The 20,275-nt window shown below is 70.4% G+C and carries 18 protein-coding genes; 8 read left to right on the forward strand and 10 right to left on the reverse strand.

Going from position 1 to position 20,275, the window contains the following annotated elements; translation table 11 throughout:
* Positions 1-20 precede the first annotated feature (20 nt).
* The 6 genes from AMK10_RS35630 to AMK10_RS35655 all read right to left on the reverse strand — a co-directional run bounded on the left by AMK10_RS35630 (position 21) and on the right by AMK10_RS35655 (position 6,131).
* Positions 21-476 carry an SgcJ/EcaC family oxidoreductase gene (locus AMK10_RS35630; RefSeq protein WP_073753733.1) on the reverse strand — a complete coding sequence of 152 codons (456 nt, stop codon included), beginning with the start codon at positions 474-476 and terminating at the stop codon, positions 21-23.
* Positions 477-510: 34 nt separating this feature from the next.
* The gene (locus AMK10_RS35635) at positions 511-993 is read right to left on the reverse strand and encodes an SgcJ/EcaC family oxidoreductase (protein WP_073753735.1); all 483 of its coding nucleotides are present in this window, start codon (positions 991-993) and stop codon (positions 511-513) included.
* A gap of 45 nt (positions 994-1,038) precedes the next feature.
* Positions 1,039-1,494 (reverse strand): SgcJ/EcaC family oxidoreductase, encoded by a 456-nt coding sequence (locus tag AMK10_RS35640; protein ID WP_073753737.1) that lies wholly within the window; start codon positions 1,492-1,494, stop codon positions 1,039-1,041.
* Between the two features lie 189 nt (positions 1,495-1,683).
* Entirely contained in the window at positions 1,684-3,267 is a 1,584-nt protein-coding gene (locus tag AMK10_RS35645) for an MFS transporter (RefSeq protein ID WP_073753739.1), read from the reverse strand.
* 187 nt (positions 3,268-3,454) lie between these two features.
* The gene (locus AMK10_RS35650; RefSeq protein WP_073753741.1) at positions 3,455-4,636 is read right to left on the reverse strand and encodes an acyl-CoA dehydrogenase family protein; all 1,182 of its coding nucleotides are present in this window, start codon (positions 4,634-4,636) and stop codon (positions 3,455-3,457) included.
* Between the two features lie 49 nt (positions 4,637-4,685).
* Entirely contained in the window at positions 4,686-6,131 is a 1,446-nt protein-coding gene (locus AMK10_RS35655; RefSeq protein ID WP_073753743.1) for a nucleotide disphospho-sugar-binding domain-containing protein, read from the reverse strand.
* Between the two features lie 199 nt (positions 6,132-6,330).
* On the opposite strand from AMK10_RS35655, the gene AMK10_RS35660 reads away from it, so the two are divergent.
* From AMK10_RS35660 to AMK10_RS35695, 8 genes are all read left to right on the forward strand, one after another.
* Entirely contained in the window at positions 6,331-6,996 is a 666-nt protein-coding gene (locus tag AMK10_RS35660; protein WP_073753745.1) for an O-methyltransferase, read from the forward strand.
* Between the two features lie 3 nt (positions 6,997-6,999).
* Positions 7,000-8,577: a 4-hydroxyphenylacetate 3-hydroxylase N-terminal domain-containing protein gene (locus AMK10_RS35665; RefSeq protein WP_079181010.1), complete on the forward strand. Its 1,578-nt coding sequence runs from the start codon at positions 7,000-7,002 to the stop codon at positions 8,575-8,577.
* Between the two features lie 98 nt (positions 8,578-8,675).
* Positions 8,676-9,908: a cytochrome P450 family protein gene (locus AMK10_RS35670; protein ID WP_073753747.1), complete on the forward strand. Its 1,233-nt coding sequence runs from the start codon at positions 8,676-8,678 to the stop codon at positions 9,906-9,908.
* A 248-nt stretch (positions 9,909-10,156) separates the two neighbouring features.
* Positions 10,157-11,566, forward strand: coding sequence for a nucleotide sugar dehydrogenase (locus tag AMK10_RS35675; RefSeq protein ID WP_073753749.1), 1,410 nt, complete (start codon positions 10,157-10,159; stop codon positions 11,564-11,566).
* The gene (locus AMK10_RS35680) at positions 11,563-12,549 is read left to right on the forward strand and encodes an NAD-dependent epimerase/dehydratase family protein (RefSeq protein ID WP_073753751.1); all 987 of its coding nucleotides are present in this window, start codon (positions 11,563-11,565) and stop codon (positions 12,547-12,549) included. The genes AMK10_RS35675 and AMK10_RS35680 overlap by 4 nt, the downstream gene beginning before the upstream one ends.
* A 191-nt stretch (positions 12,550-12,740) precedes the next feature.
* The gene (locus tag AMK10_RS35685) at positions 12,741-13,757 is read left to right on the forward strand and encodes an alcohol dehydrogenase catalytic domain-containing protein (protein WP_073753753.1); all 1,017 of its coding nucleotides are present in this window, start codon (positions 12,741-12,743) and stop codon (positions 13,755-13,757) included.
* A gap of 51 nt (positions 13,758-13,808) precedes the next feature.
* Positions 13,809-15,200 carry an FAD-dependent oxidoreductase gene (locus AMK10_RS35690; protein ID WP_073753755.1) on the forward strand — a complete coding sequence of 464 codons (1,392 nt, stop codon included), beginning with the start codon at positions 13,809-13,811 and terminating at the stop codon, positions 15,198-15,200.
* 32 nt (positions 15,201-15,232) lie between these two features.
* Complete coding sequence (locus AMK10_RS35695) at positions 15,233-16,354, forward strand: hypothetical protein (protein WP_073753757.1); 1,122 nt, start codon at positions 15,233-15,235, stop codon at positions 16,352-16,354.
* A gap of 166 nt (positions 16,355-16,520) precedes the next feature.
* Here the strand turns inward: AMK10_RS35695 and tpx are convergent, their stop codons facing one another.
* From tpx to AMK10_RS36820, 4 genes are all read right to left on the reverse strand, one after another.
* The gene (gene tpx / locus AMK10_RS35700; RefSeq protein ID WP_073753759.1) at positions 16,521-17,054 is read right to left on the reverse strand and encodes a thiol peroxidase; all 534 of its coding nucleotides are present in this window, start codon (positions 17,052-17,054) and stop codon (positions 16,521-16,523) included.
* Positions 17,054-18,289: a class I SAM-dependent methyltransferase gene (locus AMK10_RS35705; RefSeq protein ID WP_073753761.1), complete on the reverse strand. Its 1,236-nt coding sequence runs from the start codon at positions 18,287-18,289 to the stop codon at positions 17,054-17,056. The genes tpx and AMK10_RS35705 overlap by 1 nt, the downstream gene beginning before the upstream one ends.
* Before the next feature lie 128 nt (positions 18,290-18,417).
* Positions 18,418-19,203, reverse strand: a complete 786-nt coding sequence (locus AMK10_RS36815) for a helix-turn-helix transcriptional regulator (RefSeq protein WP_079181012.1) — start codon at positions 19,201-19,203, stop codon at positions 18,418-18,420.
* A 27-nt stretch (positions 19,204-19,230) separates the two neighbouring features.
* Positions 19,231-20,100 carry a ParB/RepB/Spo0J family partition protein gene (locus tag AMK10_RS36820; protein ID WP_241839802.1) on the reverse strand — a complete coding sequence of 290 codons (870 nt, stop codon included), beginning with the start codon at positions 20,098-20,100 and terminating at the stop codon, positions 19,231-19,233.
* Between the last annotated feature and the right edge of the window lie 175 nt (positions 20,101-20,275).

The following is a 20,275-nucleotide window of genomic DNA, read 5'->3' on the forward strand; positions in this document are numbered from 1 at the left end:
GCGTGGGTGGGTTGTGGCTGTTACCAGCGCAGAGTGGCGCCCGAGCCCCGGGGGCTGTTCTGGTAGCCCGCGAGCTTCCACTCGTCGTCGTCCTTCACGAGCACCCAGGTCGAGCGCACCGCCAGCTCCGGGGCGATCTCCGACTCACCCGGCGCGAGGATCCCGCCGTGCGTCCGCAGAAGGGCCACGTCCTCACCGACGAACCGGACGTCCACCGGCTGGCCCGTCACACCCGTGCCCTTGAACGGACCCGCGTAGGCCGCCGCCATGAACGAACGGATCTCCTCACGGCCCCTCTTCAGCACGTCCCCGGGAAGGATCAGAACCCCGTCCTCGGTGAACTGGTCCGCCACACCGTCCGCGTCGTTCTTCGACCACGCCGCCACCAGACGCAACGGAACACCCAGAGCGGCCTTCTCACGCTCACTCGTGAACGACCCGTAATAGGCATCCAGCTCGGCACCCACAACAGACATCACAACCTCCACATCAACGGGATCCGGGGCAAGGTCAGCTCTTGACGGGGCTGCTCTGGTGGGACAGGAGCCGGGGAGTGCCGTCGTCGCCCCTGACGATGATCCACACGGCGCGGATCTGCCCCTCGGGGGAGACGGCGTCCTGGCCGCTGGGGATGATGCCGCCCTCGGTGACCACCATGGCGGCGTCATCGCTGAGGAACCTCACCAGCAGGGGGCCGCCTTTGACCCGGGCGCCCTTCAGCGGTCCGGCGAAGCCCGCGGTCATGAAGGCGCGGATCTGGTCGCGGCTCAGGAGCTGCTCGTCCTGCATGAGCAGGCTGCCGTTGTCGGTGAACAGGTCGGCGAAGGCGTCCGCGTCGTTGGCGGCCCAGGCGGCCTGGATCCGCATGGCCACGGACAGGACGGCCTTCTCGTCCTCGCTCGTGAACTCCCGGTAGTAGGCGGGATCTTCCTCGACACCGTCGGCGGCGAGCAGCTGTGAGGCGTCGCCCCACGTGGAGACTGCGGTGGACATGTGTGTTCTCCCTGTGTGTGGGTGTGCGTGGGTGGGTTGTGGCTGTTACCAGCGCAGAGTGGCGCCCGAGCCCCGGGGGCTGTTCTGGTAGCCCGCGAGCTTCCACTCGTCGTCGTCCTTCACGAGCACCCAGGTCGAGCGCACCGCCAGCTCCGGGGCGATCTCCGACTCACCCGGCGCGAGGATCCCGCCGTGCGTCCGCAGAAGGGCCACGTCCTCACCGACGAACCGGACGTCCACCGGCTGGCCCGTCACACCCGTGCCCTTGAACGGACCCGCGTAGGCCGCCGCCATGAACGAACGGATCTCCTCACGGCCCCTCTTCAGCACGTCCCCGGGAAGGATCAGAACCCCGTCCTCGGTGAACTGGTCCGCCACACCGTCCGCGTCGTTCTTCGACCACGCCGCCACCAGACGCAACGGAACACCCAGAGCGGCCTTCTCACGCTCACTCGTGAACGACCCGTAATAGGCATCCAGCTCGGTACCCACAACAGACATCACAACCTCCACATCAACGGGATCCGGCGGACCTGACGAACGCCTCCCGGAAAGGGTCGCGTCTCGGCGTGGAAGGGACATCTTTCGAGTTGCGCAGTTCCGCGGGCGCATGCGGCAGGCCGGGCCCCGCTCGCGCGGGGCCCGGCCTGCCTGCCGTACCGGTGGTGCTTCGGCCCGTCGGACCGCCCGTCAGGTGGTGACGGCGCCCTCGGTGGCCGTCTCGCCGGCGTCCTCGGCCGGCGGTGCCGGGGGCTGCCCCGGGATCGGGACGTGCCGGATGGTGACGTAGGCGAGGACCGCGAGGGCGACGAACGCCACGGCGCAGATCGCGGCCGTGGAGTTCAGCGCGTGGGTGAACGCCTCCTGCGAGGCGGAGAGGATGCCGGCGGCCACCTCGGGCGACTGCTCGCCTGCCGTGGCCGCCGCACTGGCGATGCTCTCCTCCGCGGCGCTCGCCGCGGAGGCCGGTACGTCGTCCGGCAGGGAGAGGGAGTTGGTGTAGAAGCCGGTGGCGATGGTGCCCACGGTGGCGATGCCCAGGGCGACACCCAGCTCGCCGCCGGTCGACTGCAGCGACGCGGCCGAGCCCATCCGCTCGGGCGGCGCCGCCCCCATCACGACCTGGTTGACCAGGACGCCGATCGGGCTTCCGCCGAGGTAGATGACGCTGTTGCCGAGGATCAGCATGGCCGTACCGCCGACGACGTCCACCTGCGTGAGCAGGAACATGCCGACCGAGGCGATGAGGAGACCGGTCACCAGGACCACACCGGGGCGCAGCTTCTGGCTGATCGGGGTGACCAGCTGGATGCCGACCACCATCACGCCCGCCGGGATGAGCAGCCACAGGGCGGTCTCCAGCGTCGAGTAGCCCCCGACGAGCTGGAGGAACTGGGTGATCAGCAGACCCATACCGCCCTGGATCATGGCGAACAGCAGGCCGAGGACGAGGCCGCCGCTGACGGTGCGGATGCCGAACAGGCTGAGGTCCAGCAGGGGGTGTTCCAGCCTGCGCTGGCGTACGACGAAGGCGATGCCGCAGGCCAGACCGATCACGGCGGCGATGACCGGGGTGGCCGCCCAGCCGTGGCTCACGGTCTCCTTGAGGCCGTAGATCACCGGAAGGATCGCGAGCAGGGACAGCAGGACGCTCAGCAGGTCCAGCTTGCCCGCCATGGGGTTCTTGATGTCCGGGAGCAGCTTGGGGCCCGCGATGAGCAGGACGACCATGACGGGCACGGCCACCAGGAACACCGAGCCCCACCAGAAGGTGCTGAGCAGCATGCCTCCGATGGCCGGGCCGACGGCGATGCCGGCCAGCATCGAGGTGGCCCACACGCCGATCGCCCGGCTCATCTGCACCGGGTTCTGGAACATCGTCATGATGAACGCGAGTGTCGACGGCATGATCGTGGCGCCGGCGATACCCAGAAGCGCACGGACGATGATCAGCATCGTCGGGTTCGTCGAGAACGCGGCGACCACCGACAGGACGCCGAACGCGGTGGCGCCGACCAGCAGCACCTTGCGCCTGCCCACCCGGTCGCCGAGGGTGCCCATCGTGACCAGGAAGCCCGCGATGAGGAACCCGTAGACGTCGGTGATCCACAGCTCCTGGGTGGCGGAGGTGTGGAGGTCCGCAGAGATCTGAGGGAGGGCGAGGAAGAGGACGGTTATGTCCATCGCTGCCATGAAGGTGGGCAGCGCGAGCACAACCAGAGCCCACCAGTGCCGCCTTTCGGCGCCGGGTGGTGCCGCGTCTGTGCCGGTCATGTTCTTTCTCCTAACAATGGCGCCTGCCATTCGAAGTCCTGGCGTTTCACCGCGTGCACAAAAGACGACGTGCACGCTGCGCGAGCGTCCCAGGCTCGCGCAGGCGCGACAACTTCCATCGTGCGTTCTCTGCGCGGGTGGTGAACGCCGGGTGGGGGGAGGGACATCGCGGTGGCTGGGCCCGCCGTCAGATGTAAGGGGTGTCCGGTTCGAGACCGCACAGGATCCGGCCGTACAGCTCGGCGTTGGTGGCCGGGTTGATCAGTGCGTGCAGGGCGGCCGCACGCAGGTCGTTGGCGATCCGCTGGATCGGTACGTCGCGGTAGACCGAGGATCCGCCGCTCGCCGCGGCGTAGGTCTCCGCGGCGGACTGGGCGAGGGAGCAGACCGTTCCGACGTCGGCGCGGGCGCGGGCGCGTTCCTCCAGTTTCCACGGGGTGCCGTCGGCGGCCTTGGTGTCGACGGTGGTGGCGAGCCGGTACGCGTGGAACTCGGCCTGGTCGATCTTCTGCGCCGCCTCGGCGACCTGGAGGTGGGTGACCGGTGCGGCGCGCTGGCTCTCGTAACCGGTGTAGGTGATCTTGCGGTCGGGCAGGCGCTCGACGAACACCTCCCGGGCCGCCTTGGCGAGGCCGAGGAGTGTGCCGACGGTCGCGGCCGTGGCGACCGGCAGCAGAGGGCTCCGGTACATCGGGATCCGCGCGCTGGCCTCGGAGGCGGGCCGGCCCTGGAGCACCGCGGGCAGCGGCACGACGCGTTCCGCGGGGACGAACAGGTTCTGGGCGGCCGTCGTGATGCTGCCGCTGCCCTTGAGGCCGTGGGCATACCAGTCGTCGACGGTCGTGAGGTCCGACATGGGGACCAGGGCCATCACCGGGTACGGTTCGCCCTCCTCGGGGAAGAGCACCGAGATGGTCACCTGCCAGTGGGCGTGGTGGGCGCCCGAGATGAAGCCCCACCGGCCGTCGACGACGATGCCCCCGGGTGCCGGGCGGGCGGTCCCCGACGGGCTCAGGGTGCCGCAGACCCGCACGTCCGGGGTGGCGAACACCTCGTCCTGCACGCTGTCCGGGAACATGCCCGCCATCCAGCCCGGGATGGCGTAGACCTGGGCTACCCAGGCGGCCGAGCCGTCGCCTCGGCCGAGTTCGGTGGTGACGTCGACGAGTGTGCGGGTGTCCACCTCGTAGCCCCCGTACCGGGCCGGTACGCGCAGGCGGAACACCCCGGCGTCGGTGAGGGCTTCGATCACCTCCGGAGACAGCCTGCGCTCCTCGTCCGCCCGTGCGGCGCTCGACCGCAGCAGCGGCACCAGCGCGGAGGCGCGGGCCACGAGTTCGTCCCGGTCCGGTGTTTGCGTGGTGAGCACAGTGCCTCCAGAGGTGTCGCTTCGCGGCATGAGGGGTGGTGGGCGGTGGTCAGCGGCGGCGGTTCTGGACGACGAGCCGTTCGAGGTCCGGAATGATGTCGCTGGGGCTGGGCATGGCGAGCCACTCGCTGCGCAGGTTGACCGCGGCGTGGTGGTACGCCGGGTCGTGGGCGGTGCGCCAGATCAGCTCGCGGATCTCCTCGACGGACTGCGCGCGGTGGTCGAGCCGGTCGCCGACGCCCCTGGAGATGACGAACTCGGACACCGGGGTCGCCTCGATCTTCTTGGCCGGCAGTTCCCAGTGCACGCCGGAGGCCGCCTCCTCGCGGAGGCCCGCCTCGTAGCCGTTGCGGTACGTGCCGGTGCGCAGTTCGTCCTGCTCGTCGTCGACCAGCTTCAGCAGGACCGACTCGTCCTTGATGTCGCAGACGAGCTGGGGCACCTGGAAGGCGACGGCGGACGCGTAGGTGCCGTTCCCGCCGTGGTGGATGAGGGTGGAGCAGGTCGGCATCAGCGCGGGCAGCGGCACCCAGTCGAACGTGCGCACGTTGCTGGGGATCTTGTCGACGTCGGCGAGCTGCATCTTGTCGAGGGTGGCGATGAACTCGATGTCGTCGAGGCCCTCGCACGCCTTGAGGATCTTCGGCGCGCGGTCCCAGTCGCCAGGGATGAACCGGCGGACCGACTCGCCGAGCGACAAGGCCACCCGGCGGGTGCCCCGCCGTCCGCAGCAGTCGCAGCGGGCGCCTTCGGGCCGCTCGTGCAGCCAGCTCGCGGAGACCTGCGGGTCCACGTAGGGCACCTGGCGCATGGCGAGCTTCTTGGTGCTCGTCGGCAGGCGGAAGTCCTCGAACATCGGGTCGACCGTCCACTGCCCGACGAGGAGTTCCCGGTCGACCTCCAGCCCGTACTTCTCGGCGAGCGGGGCGAGCAGGGTCGCGATCGGGTTCTCGTCCAGGCCCGCGGCGCGCAGTGCCTCGGCGTTCTCGGCGAGCCGGTCCAGGGACCAGCCGAACTGGTCCTGGCTGATCAGCAGGCGGGCGTGGGCGGCGCCCGACACCTTGCCCGCGACGCCGCCCGCCGGGTGGGTGGGGTCCCAGAGGATCAGGTCGGGCTTCCAGGTCTTGGCGAACTCGACGAGGTCGCTCGCCTCGTCGCGGTCCACGCGGACGTAGTCGGAGATCGGGTTCAGCAGGTACTGGAAGAACACGATCCAGTGTTCGCGGTCCTCCTTGCTCAGCCCCATGACGTCGGCGTACTTCAGTACCACGTCCGGGTGTTCGGGCTGGCTGCAGTCCTCGGTCAGCCGGACGGGGACCAGCTCCGGGTTGCCGAGCGGGACGGGGGTGAGGCCCGTGCCGAGGATCATCTCGGCGGAGCTGTGGTGCGTGGCGACGCGCACCTCGTGGCCGGCGCTCTGGAACGCCCACGCCAGCGGCACGACCGGGTACAGGTGAGCGTAGGAGTTCGGGTAGATGGTGAACAGGACACGCATGGGCGTTCTCCAATCGGCGGCAGGGGCCCACCACCTTCCGCGCGGGCAAGTGACCGCTCCGATCCTCCGGCCGCCCGCGCCGCGCCCGCATCTCTCCGCGTGCGGACGACGAATCCCAGTGCACGCAGGGAGATGCGGGCGCCGGAGCGGCCGCCGGACACTGGCGCACGGACATCGGACCAGCGCCGTGGGAGGTCGCATGAGCACGTTTCGCGTCGACGAGTACGCGAGCAACTACATCGTCTCGTCGTGCACGCGACCGGACCCCGTCGTGAACGCGGTGATCGCGGACACCCAGGAGCTCGGCGCCCTGTACGAGATGCTGACCCCGGTGGAGCAGGCCGGTTTCCTGACGACGCTCGCCAAGACGATGGCTCCGCGCACGGTCATCGACATCGGTACGTTCACCGGGCTGTCGGCGATGTGCTTCGCCCGCGGTCTGGCGCCGGGCGGGCGCGTCCTGACCTGTGACGTGACGGAGGACTGGATCCACATCGCGCGCAAGCACTGGGACGCCGCGGGGGTGAGCGACCGTATCCAGTTCGTGCTCGGGCCGGCCCGTACGACGCTGCCCAAGCTGGTCCGCGACGGCGAGGCAGACCTGGTGTTCGTGGACGCCGACAAGCTGTCCTACCCGCACTACGTGGAGACGGCCGCACGGCTGCTGCGCTCCGGGGGTCTGCTGATCCTGGACAACGTCCTGCTCAACGGCACGGTCTTCGCTCCGGAGCAGGTCGGGGACGACCTGCGGCGGTACGCGGCGGAGACGATGCGCGAGGTCAACGCGAAGCTCGCCGTCGACGAGCGGTTCGAGACGGTGATGCTGCCGTTCGCCGACGGTGTGACGCTCGCGCGGAGGCTCTGACCGATGGCCACCGGCGAACCCGGGCACAGCGGGCACCAGGACGGCGGCGCGGTGAGCGGGAACGGCGCGGGAGAAGGGAACCGCAGGCGCACCCGCCCGCTGACCGGCGACGAGTACGTCGAGAGTCTGCGCGACAGCCGTGAGGTCTACATCTACGGCGAGCGGGTCAAGGACGTCACCTCGCACGTGGCGTTCCGCAACCCGATCCGTATGACAGCGCGTCTGTACGACGCGCTGCACGACCCGGCGACGAAGGACGTGCTGACGGCGCCCACCGACACGGGGAGCGACGGCTACACGCACCGGTTCTTCCGTACGCCGCACAGTGTCGAGGACATGGTCGCCGACCAGCAGGCGATCGCGCAGTGGGCGCGGATCGGTTACGGCTGGATGGGGCGCAGCCCCGACTACAAGGCGTCCTTCCTCGGCACGCTCGGTGCGAACGCCGAGTTCTACAAGCCGTTCGACGACAACGCGCGCCGCTGGTACCGCGAGTCGCAGGAGAAGGTCCTCTACTGGAACCACGCGCTGGTCAACCCGCCGGTGGACCGCAAGCTCCCGCCGGACCAGGTGGGAGACGTCTTCGTCCACGTGCGCAAGGAGACCGACGCGGGTCTGGTCGTGAGCGGGGCCAAGGTCGTCGCGACGGGTTCGGCGCTCACCCACTACAACTTCATCGCGCACCACGGTCTCCCGGTCAAGAAGCGGGAGTTCGCGCTCGTGGCCACCATCCCCATGGACGCCAAGGGGATGAAGCTGATCTGCCGCCCGTCGTACACGAAGCAGGCGTCGGCGACGGGCTCACCGTTCGACTACCCTCTCTCCTCGCGCCTGGACGAGAACGACACGATCCTCGTCCTCGACAACGTGCTGATCCCGTGGGAGAACGTGTTCGTCTACGGCGACCTCGGCAAGGCGCAGACGTTCACGGGCGAGTCGGGTTTCATCGAGCGCTCGACGTTCCAGGGATGCACGCGTCTGGCGGTGAAGCTGGAATTCATCGCCGGTCTGCTGTCCAAGGCCCTGGAGATCACCGGGACCGAGGACTTCCGCGGGGTGCAGACCCGGGTCGGCGAGGTCCTGGCGTGGCGGAACCTGTTCTGGGGGCTGTCGGACGCGGCGGCGCGCAACCCGGTGCCGTGGCGCAACGGGGCGCTGCTGCCCAACCCGCAGTACGCCCAGGCGTACCGGTGGTTCACGCAGATCGGTTATCCGCGGGTGCGGGAGATCGTGATGCAGGACGTGGCGAGCGCCCTGATCTACATCAACTCCGGTACGGAGGACTTCGCGAATCCCGACATCCGCGGGTACCTCGACACCTATCTGCGGGGTTCCAACGGGATCGACGCGGTGACCCGCGCCAAGGTCATGAAGCTCCTGTGGGACTCGGTGGGCACGGAGTTCGCCGGCCGGCACGAGCTGTACGAGCGCAACTACGCCGGCAACCACGAGAACACCCGGATCGAGCTGCTCTTCAGCCAGATGGCGTCGGGCCAGATCGACGACTACCGCGCCTTCGTGGACTCGTGCCTCGCCGAGTACGACCTCGACGGATGGACCGTACCGGACCTGTCCCGCTAGGACGCGTCCCCCGGAGCCCCGAGGGCTGGGGCTCCGGGAACCCGAGAACCCGAACACCGACAACCCCGAGACGATGATCACGCCCGAGGAGATAATCGATGTCTGAGCGAGACGCCGCCCCGGTCGCGCTGACCGCGGCCGAGCTGACCAACCCGGTGGCCCTGCTCGAAAGGCTCGGCACCGACAAGCCGGTCCACAAGGTGCTGCTGCCCGACGGCATGCCGGGGTGGCTGGTGACCGGCTACAAGGAGGCCCGCCGCGCCCTGTCCGACCCGCGTCTGGCCCGCAGCAACGAGCACGCCGACGACAGCCTGCAGAAGTACCTGGCGCTGTACAACGACGAGTTCTTCCGGCACTCGATGGTCTTCAACGACCGGCCGCGGCACACCCGGATGAAGAAGCTCGTCTCGCAGGCCTTCACCCCCCGGTACCTGGAGAACCTGCGGCCCAAGGTGCAGCGGATCACCGACGAGCTGATCGACGCGGTCGTGTCGTCGGGTGAGACGGAGGTCATCGAGTCGCTGGCGGTTCCGCTGCCGAACTCGGTGATCTGCGACTGGTTCGGTGTGCCGATGGCCGACCGGGAGGAGTTCCGGTACCACTGCGGTGTGGTGACGGGCCTGTCGGTGAGCACGAACGAGAACGAGCTGTCCGAGGCGGGCAAGTACTTCGACCGGTACCTCGGTGAGCTGATCAAGAACCGCAAGGTCGACAGCGACGGGGACGACATGATCTCCGCGATCCTCCACGGCCAGGAGGACAACGCCACGCTGTCCGACATCGAGCTGCGGGCGAACATCTTCCTGATGCTGACCGGTTCGGTCGAGACCGCGGTGAACATGATCGCCAACGGTCTGCTGCAGCTGATCCGCAACCCGGAGCAGACCGCCCGGCTGCGCGCCGACCCGTCGCTGGTGCCGCAGGCGGTCGAGGAGATCCTGCGGATCGACCCGCCGGTGGTGACGGTGGCCTATCACTTCGCGAAGGACTCCGTCGCGATCGGGGACGTGACGGTCGAGGCGGGCGAGCACGTGGTGATCTCGATGCCGGCCACGAACTACGACGCCCGGGAGTTCCCGGAGCCGGAGAAGTTCGACATCGACCGGCAGAAGCCGCACCTGTCGTTCAGCCACGGCATCCACTTCTGCCTCGGTGCCCCGCTGGCCCGGCTGGAGGGCGATGTCTTCTTCACCACCCTGCTGAACCGGCTCCAGGACATCGAGCTGGCCGTGCCGGAGGCGAGCCTGGCGTGGAAGCCGAGCTACTTCGTGCACCGCCTGGAGGCGCTGCCGATCCGCTTCACCCCGGCCGTGGAGCGCGCGGCCGCCTGACGCCCGGCCGCCCTGCCCCGGCGGGCGGCCGGCGGGAGCGTGCCCCGCGCCGGGGCAGGACGGCCGGGTGCGGTGACCCCCCGGGGTTTCACCGCACCCGGCCGCGGCGCGAATCCCTTGATCCGGACACTCTTCGCACCGGGGCCCGGCACGGGAGAAGACGCGCCCGCCGCACCGTTCACCCACGATGGGCGCAGGGCCACCGGGCGGGCCCGGCCCGCGCTCGGATCACTGGATGGGAGACGGGAATGCGATTCCTGCCTGAGAGCGGGCGACTCACCGTTGCCGTGATCGGCTTCGGATACGTCGGCTCGTGTATCGCGGCGACACTGGCCGACCGGGGATGCGACGTCGTCGCGGTGGACGCCGACGCCCGGCTCGTGGACGAACTCGGCCGCGGGCACTTCCGGCTGGAGGAGCCGGGCCTCGCCGAGAAAGTCTTCGCGGGCCTGGACTCGGGCCGGCTGCGGGTCACCGCGGACATCGCCGCGACCGCGGCCGCCGACGTCGTGCTGATCACCGTGGGCACCCCCGTACGCGACGACGGTTCACTGGCCGACGAGCAGCTGCGCGGCGCGTCCCTGGCGCTGGCCGATCACCTGCGGCCCGGCCAGCTCGTCGTCGTCAAGAGCACGGTGCCGCCGGGCACGACCCGGGAGACCGTGCTGCCGCTGCTGGAGAGCGGCGGGCTCACCGGCGGGAGCGACTTCGGGCTGGCGTTCACCCCGGAGCGGCTCGCGGAGGGCTCGGCGCTGCGGGAGCTGGTCACCTTCCCGATCGTGGCGGGCGGGTACGAGGACGAGAGCGTCCGGGCCGCCACCGCCTTCTGGCAGCGGGCGCTGGGCGTCGAGGTGATCCCCTGCGACTCGCTGGAGGCGGCCGAGATCGTCAAGCTCGCCAGCAACTGGTGGATCGACGTGAACATCGCGCTGGCCAACGAGCTGGCCAAGTTCTGCGCGCTCTACGGGGTGGACGTCCTCGACGTGACCGGCGCGGCGAACACGATCCAGAAGGGCACCGGGAACATCAACATCCTGCGGCCCAGCGTCGGCGTCGGCGGATCGTGTCTGACGAAGGACCCGTGGATGGTGTGGAACACCGCGCGGCGCTTCGGTGTGGACATCCGGACGGCCGGCACCGGCCGGGAGGTCAACGCCGGTATGCCGCTGTACGCCGCGCGCCTGATGACCGACGAGCTGGAGGCGCAGGGCAAGGACCCGGCGCACGCCACGGTCGCCGTGCTCGGCCTCGCGTTCAAGAACGACACCGGTGACCTGCGGGCGACCCCGGTGCTCGACACGGTCCGGGCGCTCACCCGGGCGGGGGTGACCGTCCGGCTGCACGATCCGCTCGTCGACGCGGAGGAGGCTCGGGCGATGTTCGGGCTCCCGCTGACCGCCACCGTCGAGGAGGCGGTGCGGGGTGCCGACTGCGTCGCCGTCCTCGCGCTGCACCGGGACTTCGCGGGCATCGACTACGCGGCGCTGCCCGTCGCGGAGAACTGCGTGCTGTTCGACGGCCGCGCGTACTACCCGAAGGAGCGCGTTGCCCGGTTCGCCGAGGACGGATACGTCTACCGGGGCATCGGCCGCGGCCCGGCCCTGGGCGGTGGCGCGGCGGGCAGGGTGCTCACCCACGGAGCGAAGGCGGGCCGATGAGCGGGCACACACCACAGCGCGTCCTCGTCACCGGCGGCACGGGTTTCGTCGGCCACCACCTGGTGGAGCGGCTGCGCGAGCGGGGCGACGAGGTGACCGTGTTCGACGTGACGGCCCCGGGCGGGGCCCCTCGCCCGGGGGTGCGGACCGTCGAGGGCGACCTGCGTGACACGGCCGCGCTGGAACGGGCCGGGCGCGGTGTGGACGTGGTCTACCACCTGGCCGCGGTGGTCGGCGTCGACCAGTACCTCTCCCGCCCCCTCGACGTCATCGACATCAACTTCTCGGGCACGCGCAACGTCCTCGACATCGCCGCACGGGCGGGCGCGAAGGTCGTGCTCGCCTCCACCAGCGAGGTGTTCGGCAAGAACCCGGCGGTGCCGTGGCGGGAGGACGGCGACCGGGTCCTCGGGCCGACCACGTCGGACCGGTGGTCGTACGCGTCGAGCAAGGCGCTGGCCGAGCACCTCACGTTCGCCTTCGCGCGCCAGCACGGCCTCGACGCGAGGATCGTGCGCTACTTCAACGTCTACGGGCCGCGCCAGCGCCCGGCGTACGTCGTGAGCCGCTCGGTGCACCGGGCCCTGAACGGCCGGCCGCTGGTGGTCTACGACGGGGGCCGGCAGACCCGCTGCTTCACGTACGTCGACGACGCGGTGACCGGCACGATCCGCGCGGCGGACGAACCGGCCGCGGCCGGCGAGGTGTTCAACATCGGCAGCATGGTCGAGACGGACATGGGCACGGTGGTCGGCCTCGTCGCCGGACTCACCGGCAGGACGGCCGTCGTGCACGTCGACACCGCCGCCGCGCTCGGGCAGTCGTACGAGGACCTCGGACGCCGCGTCCCGGACAACACCAAGGCCGGCAAGGTCCTGGACTGGCGGCCGGAGACCTCTCTGCGGGACGGACTGGCCCGCACGATCGAGTGGGCCCGCGCCAGCGACTGGTGGCTCGCCCTGCCCGACAGCGGGGCCGAGTGATCCGGGTGCGGGGCCGAGTGATCCGGGTGGGCTGACCCGGTGACGCACGTCCGCCGGAGGTGCGCCGTCCGGCGGGGGCCGGGCTCCCGCCATGCCGCACGTCCGAAGGTGCGGCACGGTGCGTGCGGGTGCGAGCGTTGCCCCGTGGGCAGCGCAGGCGCCCCGTCCGACTCATACAAGGGTGGTTCTCGATGAAGGCAGTCGTGATCCCGGAGGCAGGCGGCGCCTGGGGGCTCCGCGAGGTCCCCACTCCCGCCCCCGGTCCCGGCGAGGTGCTCGTCCGGGTGCGGGCCAGCGGTGTCTGCTGGAACGACGTGCTGGCCGGCAAGGGAATCCTGCCGTTCCCCTCGACCGATCCGGCGATCCCCGGCCACGAACCGGTCGGTGAGGTCGTCGAGGTGGGGTCCGGCGTCACCAGCCGGTCGGCCGGAGACATCGTCGGTACGACGTGGATCCGCGGGACGTGCGGCACGTGCGACTACTGCGCGCTCGGGGCACCGCTGTCCGCGCGGGCCGCGTTCCTCTGCGCGGCACCGGTCTCCACCGGGTTCACCGTGCAGGGCGGGCAGGCCGAATACCTCGTCGCACGGGCGGAGGAGACCGTCCTCGTCCCTGACGGCGTCACCCCGGAGCAGGCCGTGCCGGTGCTGTGCGCCGGCTACACCGCTCTGAGCGCCCTGCGTGCCGCGCAGGCCGGGCCGCATGAGCGGGTCGCGGTGCTCGGTATCGGCGCGCTCGGCCACCTGGCACTGCAGTACTCCCGTGCGGCGGGCCACGACACGGTGGCGATCACCTCGTCCCCGGACAAGCGCGACCTCGCCACGTCGCTCGGCGCGGACACGGTCGTCGCGGACGGGGCCGGTCTGCTCGCCGCGGGCGGGGCGGACGTCGTGCTGGTCACCGGACGCTCCTACGCGGCGGCGGCCGAAGCGATGGCCGGTCTGCGCCCCGGCGGGCGGCTGGTGCTCGCCGGCATCGACACCGCCGGCACCTTCACCCTGCCGCCGGGGCTGCCGTTCTTCGGGCTCGGGCAGCAGATCGTCGGCGCAACGCACGGCGGGACGCCGATCCTCCAGGAAGCGCTCGAGCAGGTCGCCTCCGGTGCGGTGCGCCCGCTCGTGGAGACCTTCGAGGCGGACCGGATCGCCGAGGCGGTGGCCAAGGTCGAGAAGGGCGAGGTCCGCTTCCGCGCCGTCGTCCGCTACTGACGCAACCATCGTCCCCGGCAGCCGACGGGGCAGAACCAGGAGGGAACGCGCATGCGCGACCACGTCGGAAACCGCGCTGTCGTACTCGGCGGGAGCGTGGCCGGGAGCTTGGCCGCCCGGGTGCTCGCCGAGTTCTACCACGATGTCGTGGTGGTCGACCGGGACACCGTGTCGGGCGTCTCGGTCACCCGGAAGGGCACCCCGCACGCCGGGCACGCCCACGGGCTGCACGCCCGAGGCCAGCTGATCCTGGAGGAGCTGTTCCCCGGCTTCACCGAGGACTTGGTGCGCAAGGGCTACCCGGTCGGCGACCTCGGCGAGATGCGGTGGTACTTCAACGGACGCCGGCTGCCGTACACGAAGACCGGGCTGCTCTCGGTCACCCCGACCCGCCCGATCCTCGAGCACGAGATCCGCAGCCGTGTCGCCGCGCTGGCCAACGTCACCTATCTGGAGCGCCACGACATCCTCGGCCTGATGTCCGCCCCGGGCGGCGGCCGGGTCGTCGGCGCGCGGGTGCGGTCGAGGGACCACGCGGAGGAGGTGGTGCTCGACGCGGACCTGGTGGTGGACGCGACCGGCCGCGGCTCGCGGACCCCGGCGTGGCTGGAGGAGATGGGGTACGAACGCCCCTCCGAGGAGCGGGTGAAGATCGGGCTCGCCTACACGACCCGCTTCTACCGCCGTGTGCCCGGCTCGTTCGAGGACACGTGGTCGATCAACCCGGTCGCCTCCCCCGAGCACCCGCGCGGTGCGTTCTTCGGCCTGTCCGACCAGGACAGGTGCATCGTGTCGCTCACCGGCATCCTCGGCGACCACCCGCCGACCGACCCCGAGGGGTTCCTCGAGTTCGCGCGGTCCCTGCCCGTGCCGGACGTGTACGAGGGCATCAAGGACGCCGAGCCACTCGACGACCCGACGACCTTCGGGTTCCCGGCCAGCGTCCGGCGGCACTACGAGGGTCTGCGCCGCTTCCCGGCCGGCCTGGCGGTGCTCGGCGACGCCGTGTGCAGCTTCAACCCCGTGTACGGCCAGGGCATGAGCGTGGCGGCCTGGGAGGCCATGACGCTGCGCGAGCACCTGCGCGAGGGGCGGTTCGACCCGGCGGTCTTCCTCGGTGAGATCGGCAAGGTCGTCGACAACCCGTGGCAGGTCTCCGCCGGCGGAGACCTCGCCTTCCCCGGGGTGGAGGGGAAGCGTACGCCCGAGACGGAGATGGGCAACGCCTACGTGGGCCGGGTGCAGTACGCGGCCTCGAAGGACCCCGAGGTCGCCAAGGGCTTCATGCGGGTCGCCGGCCTCATCGACCCGCCGTCCGCGCTCATGGAGCCCGGGATGGCCGCCCGGGTCATGGACGCCTCCGGCGACATGACGACTTCGGACGGCGGCGTGCCCGTCATGGTGCACCCGCCGGCCGAGCAGAAGCTCCCCGGCGCCGCTTAGGCCCGCGGGAACCAGCAGACAAGGAGACGACTGTGGCGAACGAAGATGGCTCGATACTCGCGCCGGACGGCAGCGGGCTCTACTACCGCGGGGTCGCCTACGACGTCGGCTCGAACCACCAGACCGGTCAGGGTGACCTGTCCCGCATGGTGTGGAGCGACGAGCTGATGCGGTCGGAGATCGACCTGGTGGCCGACGAGCTCAACGCGAACTCGATCACCATCTACGGCACCGCGCTCGACCGGGTCGAGAAGGCGGTGGCGCACGCGATCGACCGCGGCCTGCACGTGTGGCTGCAGCCGCGCCTGATGGACGGCGAACAGCAAGACGTCCTGGACTTCATCGGCGAGGTCGGCGAGCTGGGCGAGTCGTTCCGCAAGCAGGGCGCGGGCATCCACCTGAGCATCGGCTGCACGCACTCGATCCAGACCAAGGGCATCATGCCCGGCGACTTCTACCACAACCGCATGGGCAACGTCTTCGCCGAGGCCGACCACAACTTCCTCAGGCCGGTCGGCCCGATCGACCAGGAGGACGTCACGCGCAAGCTGAACGACTTCCTGACGAAGGCCGCGGCGGTCGGGCGGGCGTCGTTCAAGGGCGGGATCACCTACTCCGGTGGTCCCTTCGAGGACGTCGACTGGTCGCTGGTCGACTACATCGGCCTGGTGGAGTACTACTTCCCGCACCCCTCGCGGGAGGCTTACGCGAAGGAACTCAACGCGTACCGCAAGTGGGGCAAGCCCGTGATGATCTCCGAGTACGGGTCCTTCACGTACAAGGACGGGCACACCAAGGGGCTGCTGGGCTTCGACATCGTCGACCGTACGGTGGAGCCGCCGACGGTGTTCCCCGGTTTCGTCCGCGACGAGCAGGCCCAGGCCGACTTCCACCTGGAGTCGCTGCGCCTCTTCGACGAACTGGGCATCTACAGCGTCGCGGTCACCGAGCTGGTACACCCCACGCACCCGCACTCCGAGGACCCGAAGTACGACCTCGACACGGCGTCGATGACGATCACGAAGTCGATCCGTGACGACTACTTCGACATGCTGTCGTCCTACAAGGTCGAGCCGAAGGAGTCCTTCCGCGCGATCGCCCGCTACTACGGGGCGGTGGCGGAGCGGGAGAGCCGTCAGGCGGCCGCGGCCTGACAGCCGCCACCGGGTACGGCCCGGCCCCGCGACCGCCTCAGGGTCGCGGGGCCGGGCCGTACCCGGCGCACGTACGCACGCGCAGAAGGCCGCCGCCCGGGGGAAGGGGTCCCGGGCGGCGGCCTTCGCCGTGCACACGGCCGTCCGTGGCCGGACGGCCGGGCGGTCAGGGGGTGCCGGCCTTCCGGGCGGCGTCCAGCGCGGCGTCGAGGTCCGGGAGTTGCCCGACCTCGGGGACGTACTCGGCGTGGACCACCGTGTCGGTGGCGTCCACCACGAACACCGCGCGGGCCAGCAGGCGGAACTCCTTGATCGCCACGCCGTAGGCGAGGCCGAACGAGAGGTCGCGGTGGTCGGACAGGGTCCGTACTCCCTCGACGCCCGCCGCGCCGCACCAGCGGGCCTGCGCGAACGGCAGGTCCACCGACACGGTCAGCACCACGGCCTCGCCGAGGCCGGTCACAGCCTCGTTGAAGCGGCGTGTCTGGAGGTCGCACACGGGCGTCTCCAGCGACGGGACGACCGAGATCACCCGGGTGGTGCCGCTCAGCGAGGAAAAGCTCACGGGCGCCATGTCGTTGCCCAGCACGGTGAAGTCCGGTGCCCGGTCGCCGGCCACCACCTCGGGGCCCAGCAGGGTCACCGGCTTGCCACGGAAGGCCGTGACCCCGGTGCGTTCGGTCTTCGTCGTGGTGCGCATCAGCCGATCACCTCGGGTTCCGGAAGCGGGACGATGAACTTGCCGGTGAAGCCCTCTTCCCGCAGGCGCGAGATCAGCTCCTCGGCGATGTGCCAGGACAGCAGCAGCGCGTACTCCGGCTGCCCGGGGCCGCACAGCCGCTCCTGGTGGACGATCGGGATGTGGGTGCCGGGGGAGAGCTTGCCGATCTTGCGCGGGCTGATCTCCGAGATGAAGTCGATCTCGGCCGGGCCCAGCGAGCAGTAGTTCAGCAGGGTGACCGCGCGCGCCGGGGAGGACGCGGCGGCGACGCGTGAACCGTCGCTCGTCAGTTCGTCGAGCAGGCCGCGGAGACGGTCGCGGTGCTCCTGGACGCGCGCGGCGAACTTCTGGTAGACGGCTTCGCCGGTGAGTCCGAGCCTGTCCTCTTCCTCGCGCAGCGCGGCGACGGACCCGTGCACCTCGTGCGCGCCCTTGAAGCCGGCGTAGACACGGACCGACCCGCCGTGGGTCGGGATCCGGTCGATGCGGAAGACCTCCAGCCCGTGGAGTTCGAAGGCCGCCTGGAGCGCTGTCAGCGAGTAGTACCGCGCGTGCTCGTGGTAGGCGAAGTCGTACTGGAGCGTTTCGAGCAGGTCCGGCAGGTAGTGGGACTCGGAGACGAACATCCCGTCGTCGCCCATGAGCGAGCGCACCCCGTCCAGGAAGTCGTGCATGTTCGTGATGTGCGCGAACGTGTTGAGCGCCAGGACGACGTCCGCCGGCCCCTCGGTCTCCAGCATCCGCGCGGCGGTCTGTGCGCTGAAGTACTCCTTGACGACCCGTGACCCGGCCGGTGTCACCTCACCGTTCGGGTCGACCCCGAGGACCTCGAAGCCACGTGCGGCCAGCTCGTCCAGGAGGCTGCCGTCGTTGCTTCCGATCTCGACGGCGAAGTGCCGCCGGCCGGCACCCGGGCGCGACTCGTGGAGTTCCGCCAGTTCGTCGGCGAGACCCCGCAGGTGCAGCCGGTAGCCTCCCGTCAGTCCGGCGAGGTGGTGGTAGTCACCGGAGAAAAGGATGCGTTCGCTGACCGGCTCCATGATCTGGACCAGGCTGCACCGGGGACAGAACCCGAGGCTGAGCGGCCATGCCTGTTCGTTCGCCGCCTGCGCCTCGTTCTCCAGGAAGAGGCAGGCGGGTTGCTCACCGAGTGGCAGGAACTCGGTGACCGCGACGTCTCCGCACGTCTGGCAGAGCGTTGCACCCTCACTCACGGCTGGCTCCTCACGCTGACCGGTCATTTGCGGGATCCGATCGTCCGCCGCGGGCCGAGGTGGGTGCATCTCCCTGATTGCCGCACATTCCCTGCGGGTGCGCGGCGCGCGCCGCGCCGGTGTGCGGCTCAGGCAGCCGCCGGCACAGCGGCGCCGGTGTTCTCGCCGGGCAGGGCGATGAGTACCGGCGGGTCCAGCGGGCCGGCCGGATGCAGGACGATGTCGGCGGGCATGGCCAGCACGCCGGGACGCACGCTGACCGGTCCGTACCGTCCGACGGACAGGAGGTCCGGTCCGCCGGGGAGGCCGCCGTCCGGTGCTTCCGTACCGTAGGGGACGGAGTGCGCGAGTACGTACCAGGTGCCCGGGGGCACGTCCTGGAGCTCGAAGAGGCCGGGCCCGTTCATGAGGGTGTGGCGGACGGGGCGGCCCTGCGGTATGGAGCCGGGGAAGAGCCCGACGAAGACCTGGCCCAGGGCCCGGTCCCCGGGGAGCACGACGCGGCCCCGCAGGGAGAGGGAGCTGCGGGTGCCGTTGGAGGTGGTGGTGGGGGATGCCTCCGGGTGCAGGGCCGTGCCGTTCCCGTCGAGCTCCCGGTATCTGCTCGGTGAGACACCGACGCACGATTTGAAGCGGGAGCTGAATGTGCCGACGCTGCTGTATCCGACCTGGCTGCTGATATCGGCGACACTGCACTCGGTGTTGACGAGGAGGTGTTTGGCCTCCTGCATCCGGAGTGCGGACAGAAAACGTCTGGGAGACGTTCCGGTGACCTCCCGGAAGACCCGGGTGAAGTGGAACTTACTGAACATTGCCGTACGGGCCATGTCGTCGAGGGTCAGGTCCTGGCCGAGGTACACATGCATCTCGTCGATGACGAGGCGGACGGCGTGCTCGACGGAGATGGTGCTCATGGATATCCCTTCCAAGCGCCATAAGTGTCATTCGTGGGACCGGTTGGCAACCGCCGGAACGGAATTGCGGCGGTCGGACAGTTCCTGGGCGAACCTGAGCCAGATGTCCGAGCATTTCAGGGCCACTTCCGCCACGACGTCCGTGCAGTGCGGCGGGACGGCGTCGATCTGCCTCCGCCACGCCTCGTCGGTGAAGAAATGGGAGTGGAGCCAGCGGAGGAAATCGCGGCCCGCTTCCGAATTCCGCAGGGCCGGATCGGCGGCGAGGCTGCGCAGGAGGTCCAGGGAGCTGCGCGACGCCGCGGGCCGCACCGGACGCCTGAGGGCGCGCTGCTGTGGGCGGCGGCCAGGACCGGTTGCGCCGCCGCCCGCGGAGGGGGCCTCCTGGAGGCCGGGCGCCCGCGGGGAGGGGACGTCCGGCCGGGGCGCGGGCACGGCCCCCGCGCCCCGAGGCTGCCGGGGCACCTCGGGGAGAAGGTGCCCCGGCGTGTTGGGGCCCTGGGCGCCGGCTTCCGGCGCCGGTTCGGGCGGGAGCGGCACGGCCTCCAGGGGCCCCCGGCGTGCGGAGGCGCGTGTGCGCGGGGGTTCGGGGGCCGAACGTCGGCGCGCCTCGGCCACGGTCTTGGCGTAGAGGCCGGTGTACAGGGCGACGCTCCGGTTGGGCATGGCGGGGAAGGCGGCGAGGATGCGCAGGGCTGCCGCCTTGCGGTCGGCGAGCGACAGGGGCAGGCCGTGGGCGATGTTCCGGGCGACCGCCTGGATGAACGCCTCGTTGTCGTCCCCGTCGAAGAACTGGGCGTCGATGACGTCCAGTCCGGCGATGACCGCCGCCCTGACCCGGTGCATTCCGTCGATCACCCGCATGGTGGGGCGGTGGACCAGTATCGGCGGAAGCATTGCGTGAACTTCGGCAAGTTTCCGTGCATGGGCTTCGTCGATCCCCGAGAGGCGAGGCGAATCCGCGGGCACGAGTTCCGCGACCGGCACAGGCCGGGTGAAGTGGGGAGGAAGTCCCATGACGCCGTCGACAGAGCTTTTCATGAGGCCCTCCAGTCAGGGGGCACCGATACGC

Source organism: Streptomyces sp. CB02058, from assembly GCF_001905505.1.
Taxonomy (GTDB): Bacteria; Actinomycetota; Actinomycetes; order Streptomycetales; family Streptomycetaceae; genus Streptomyces.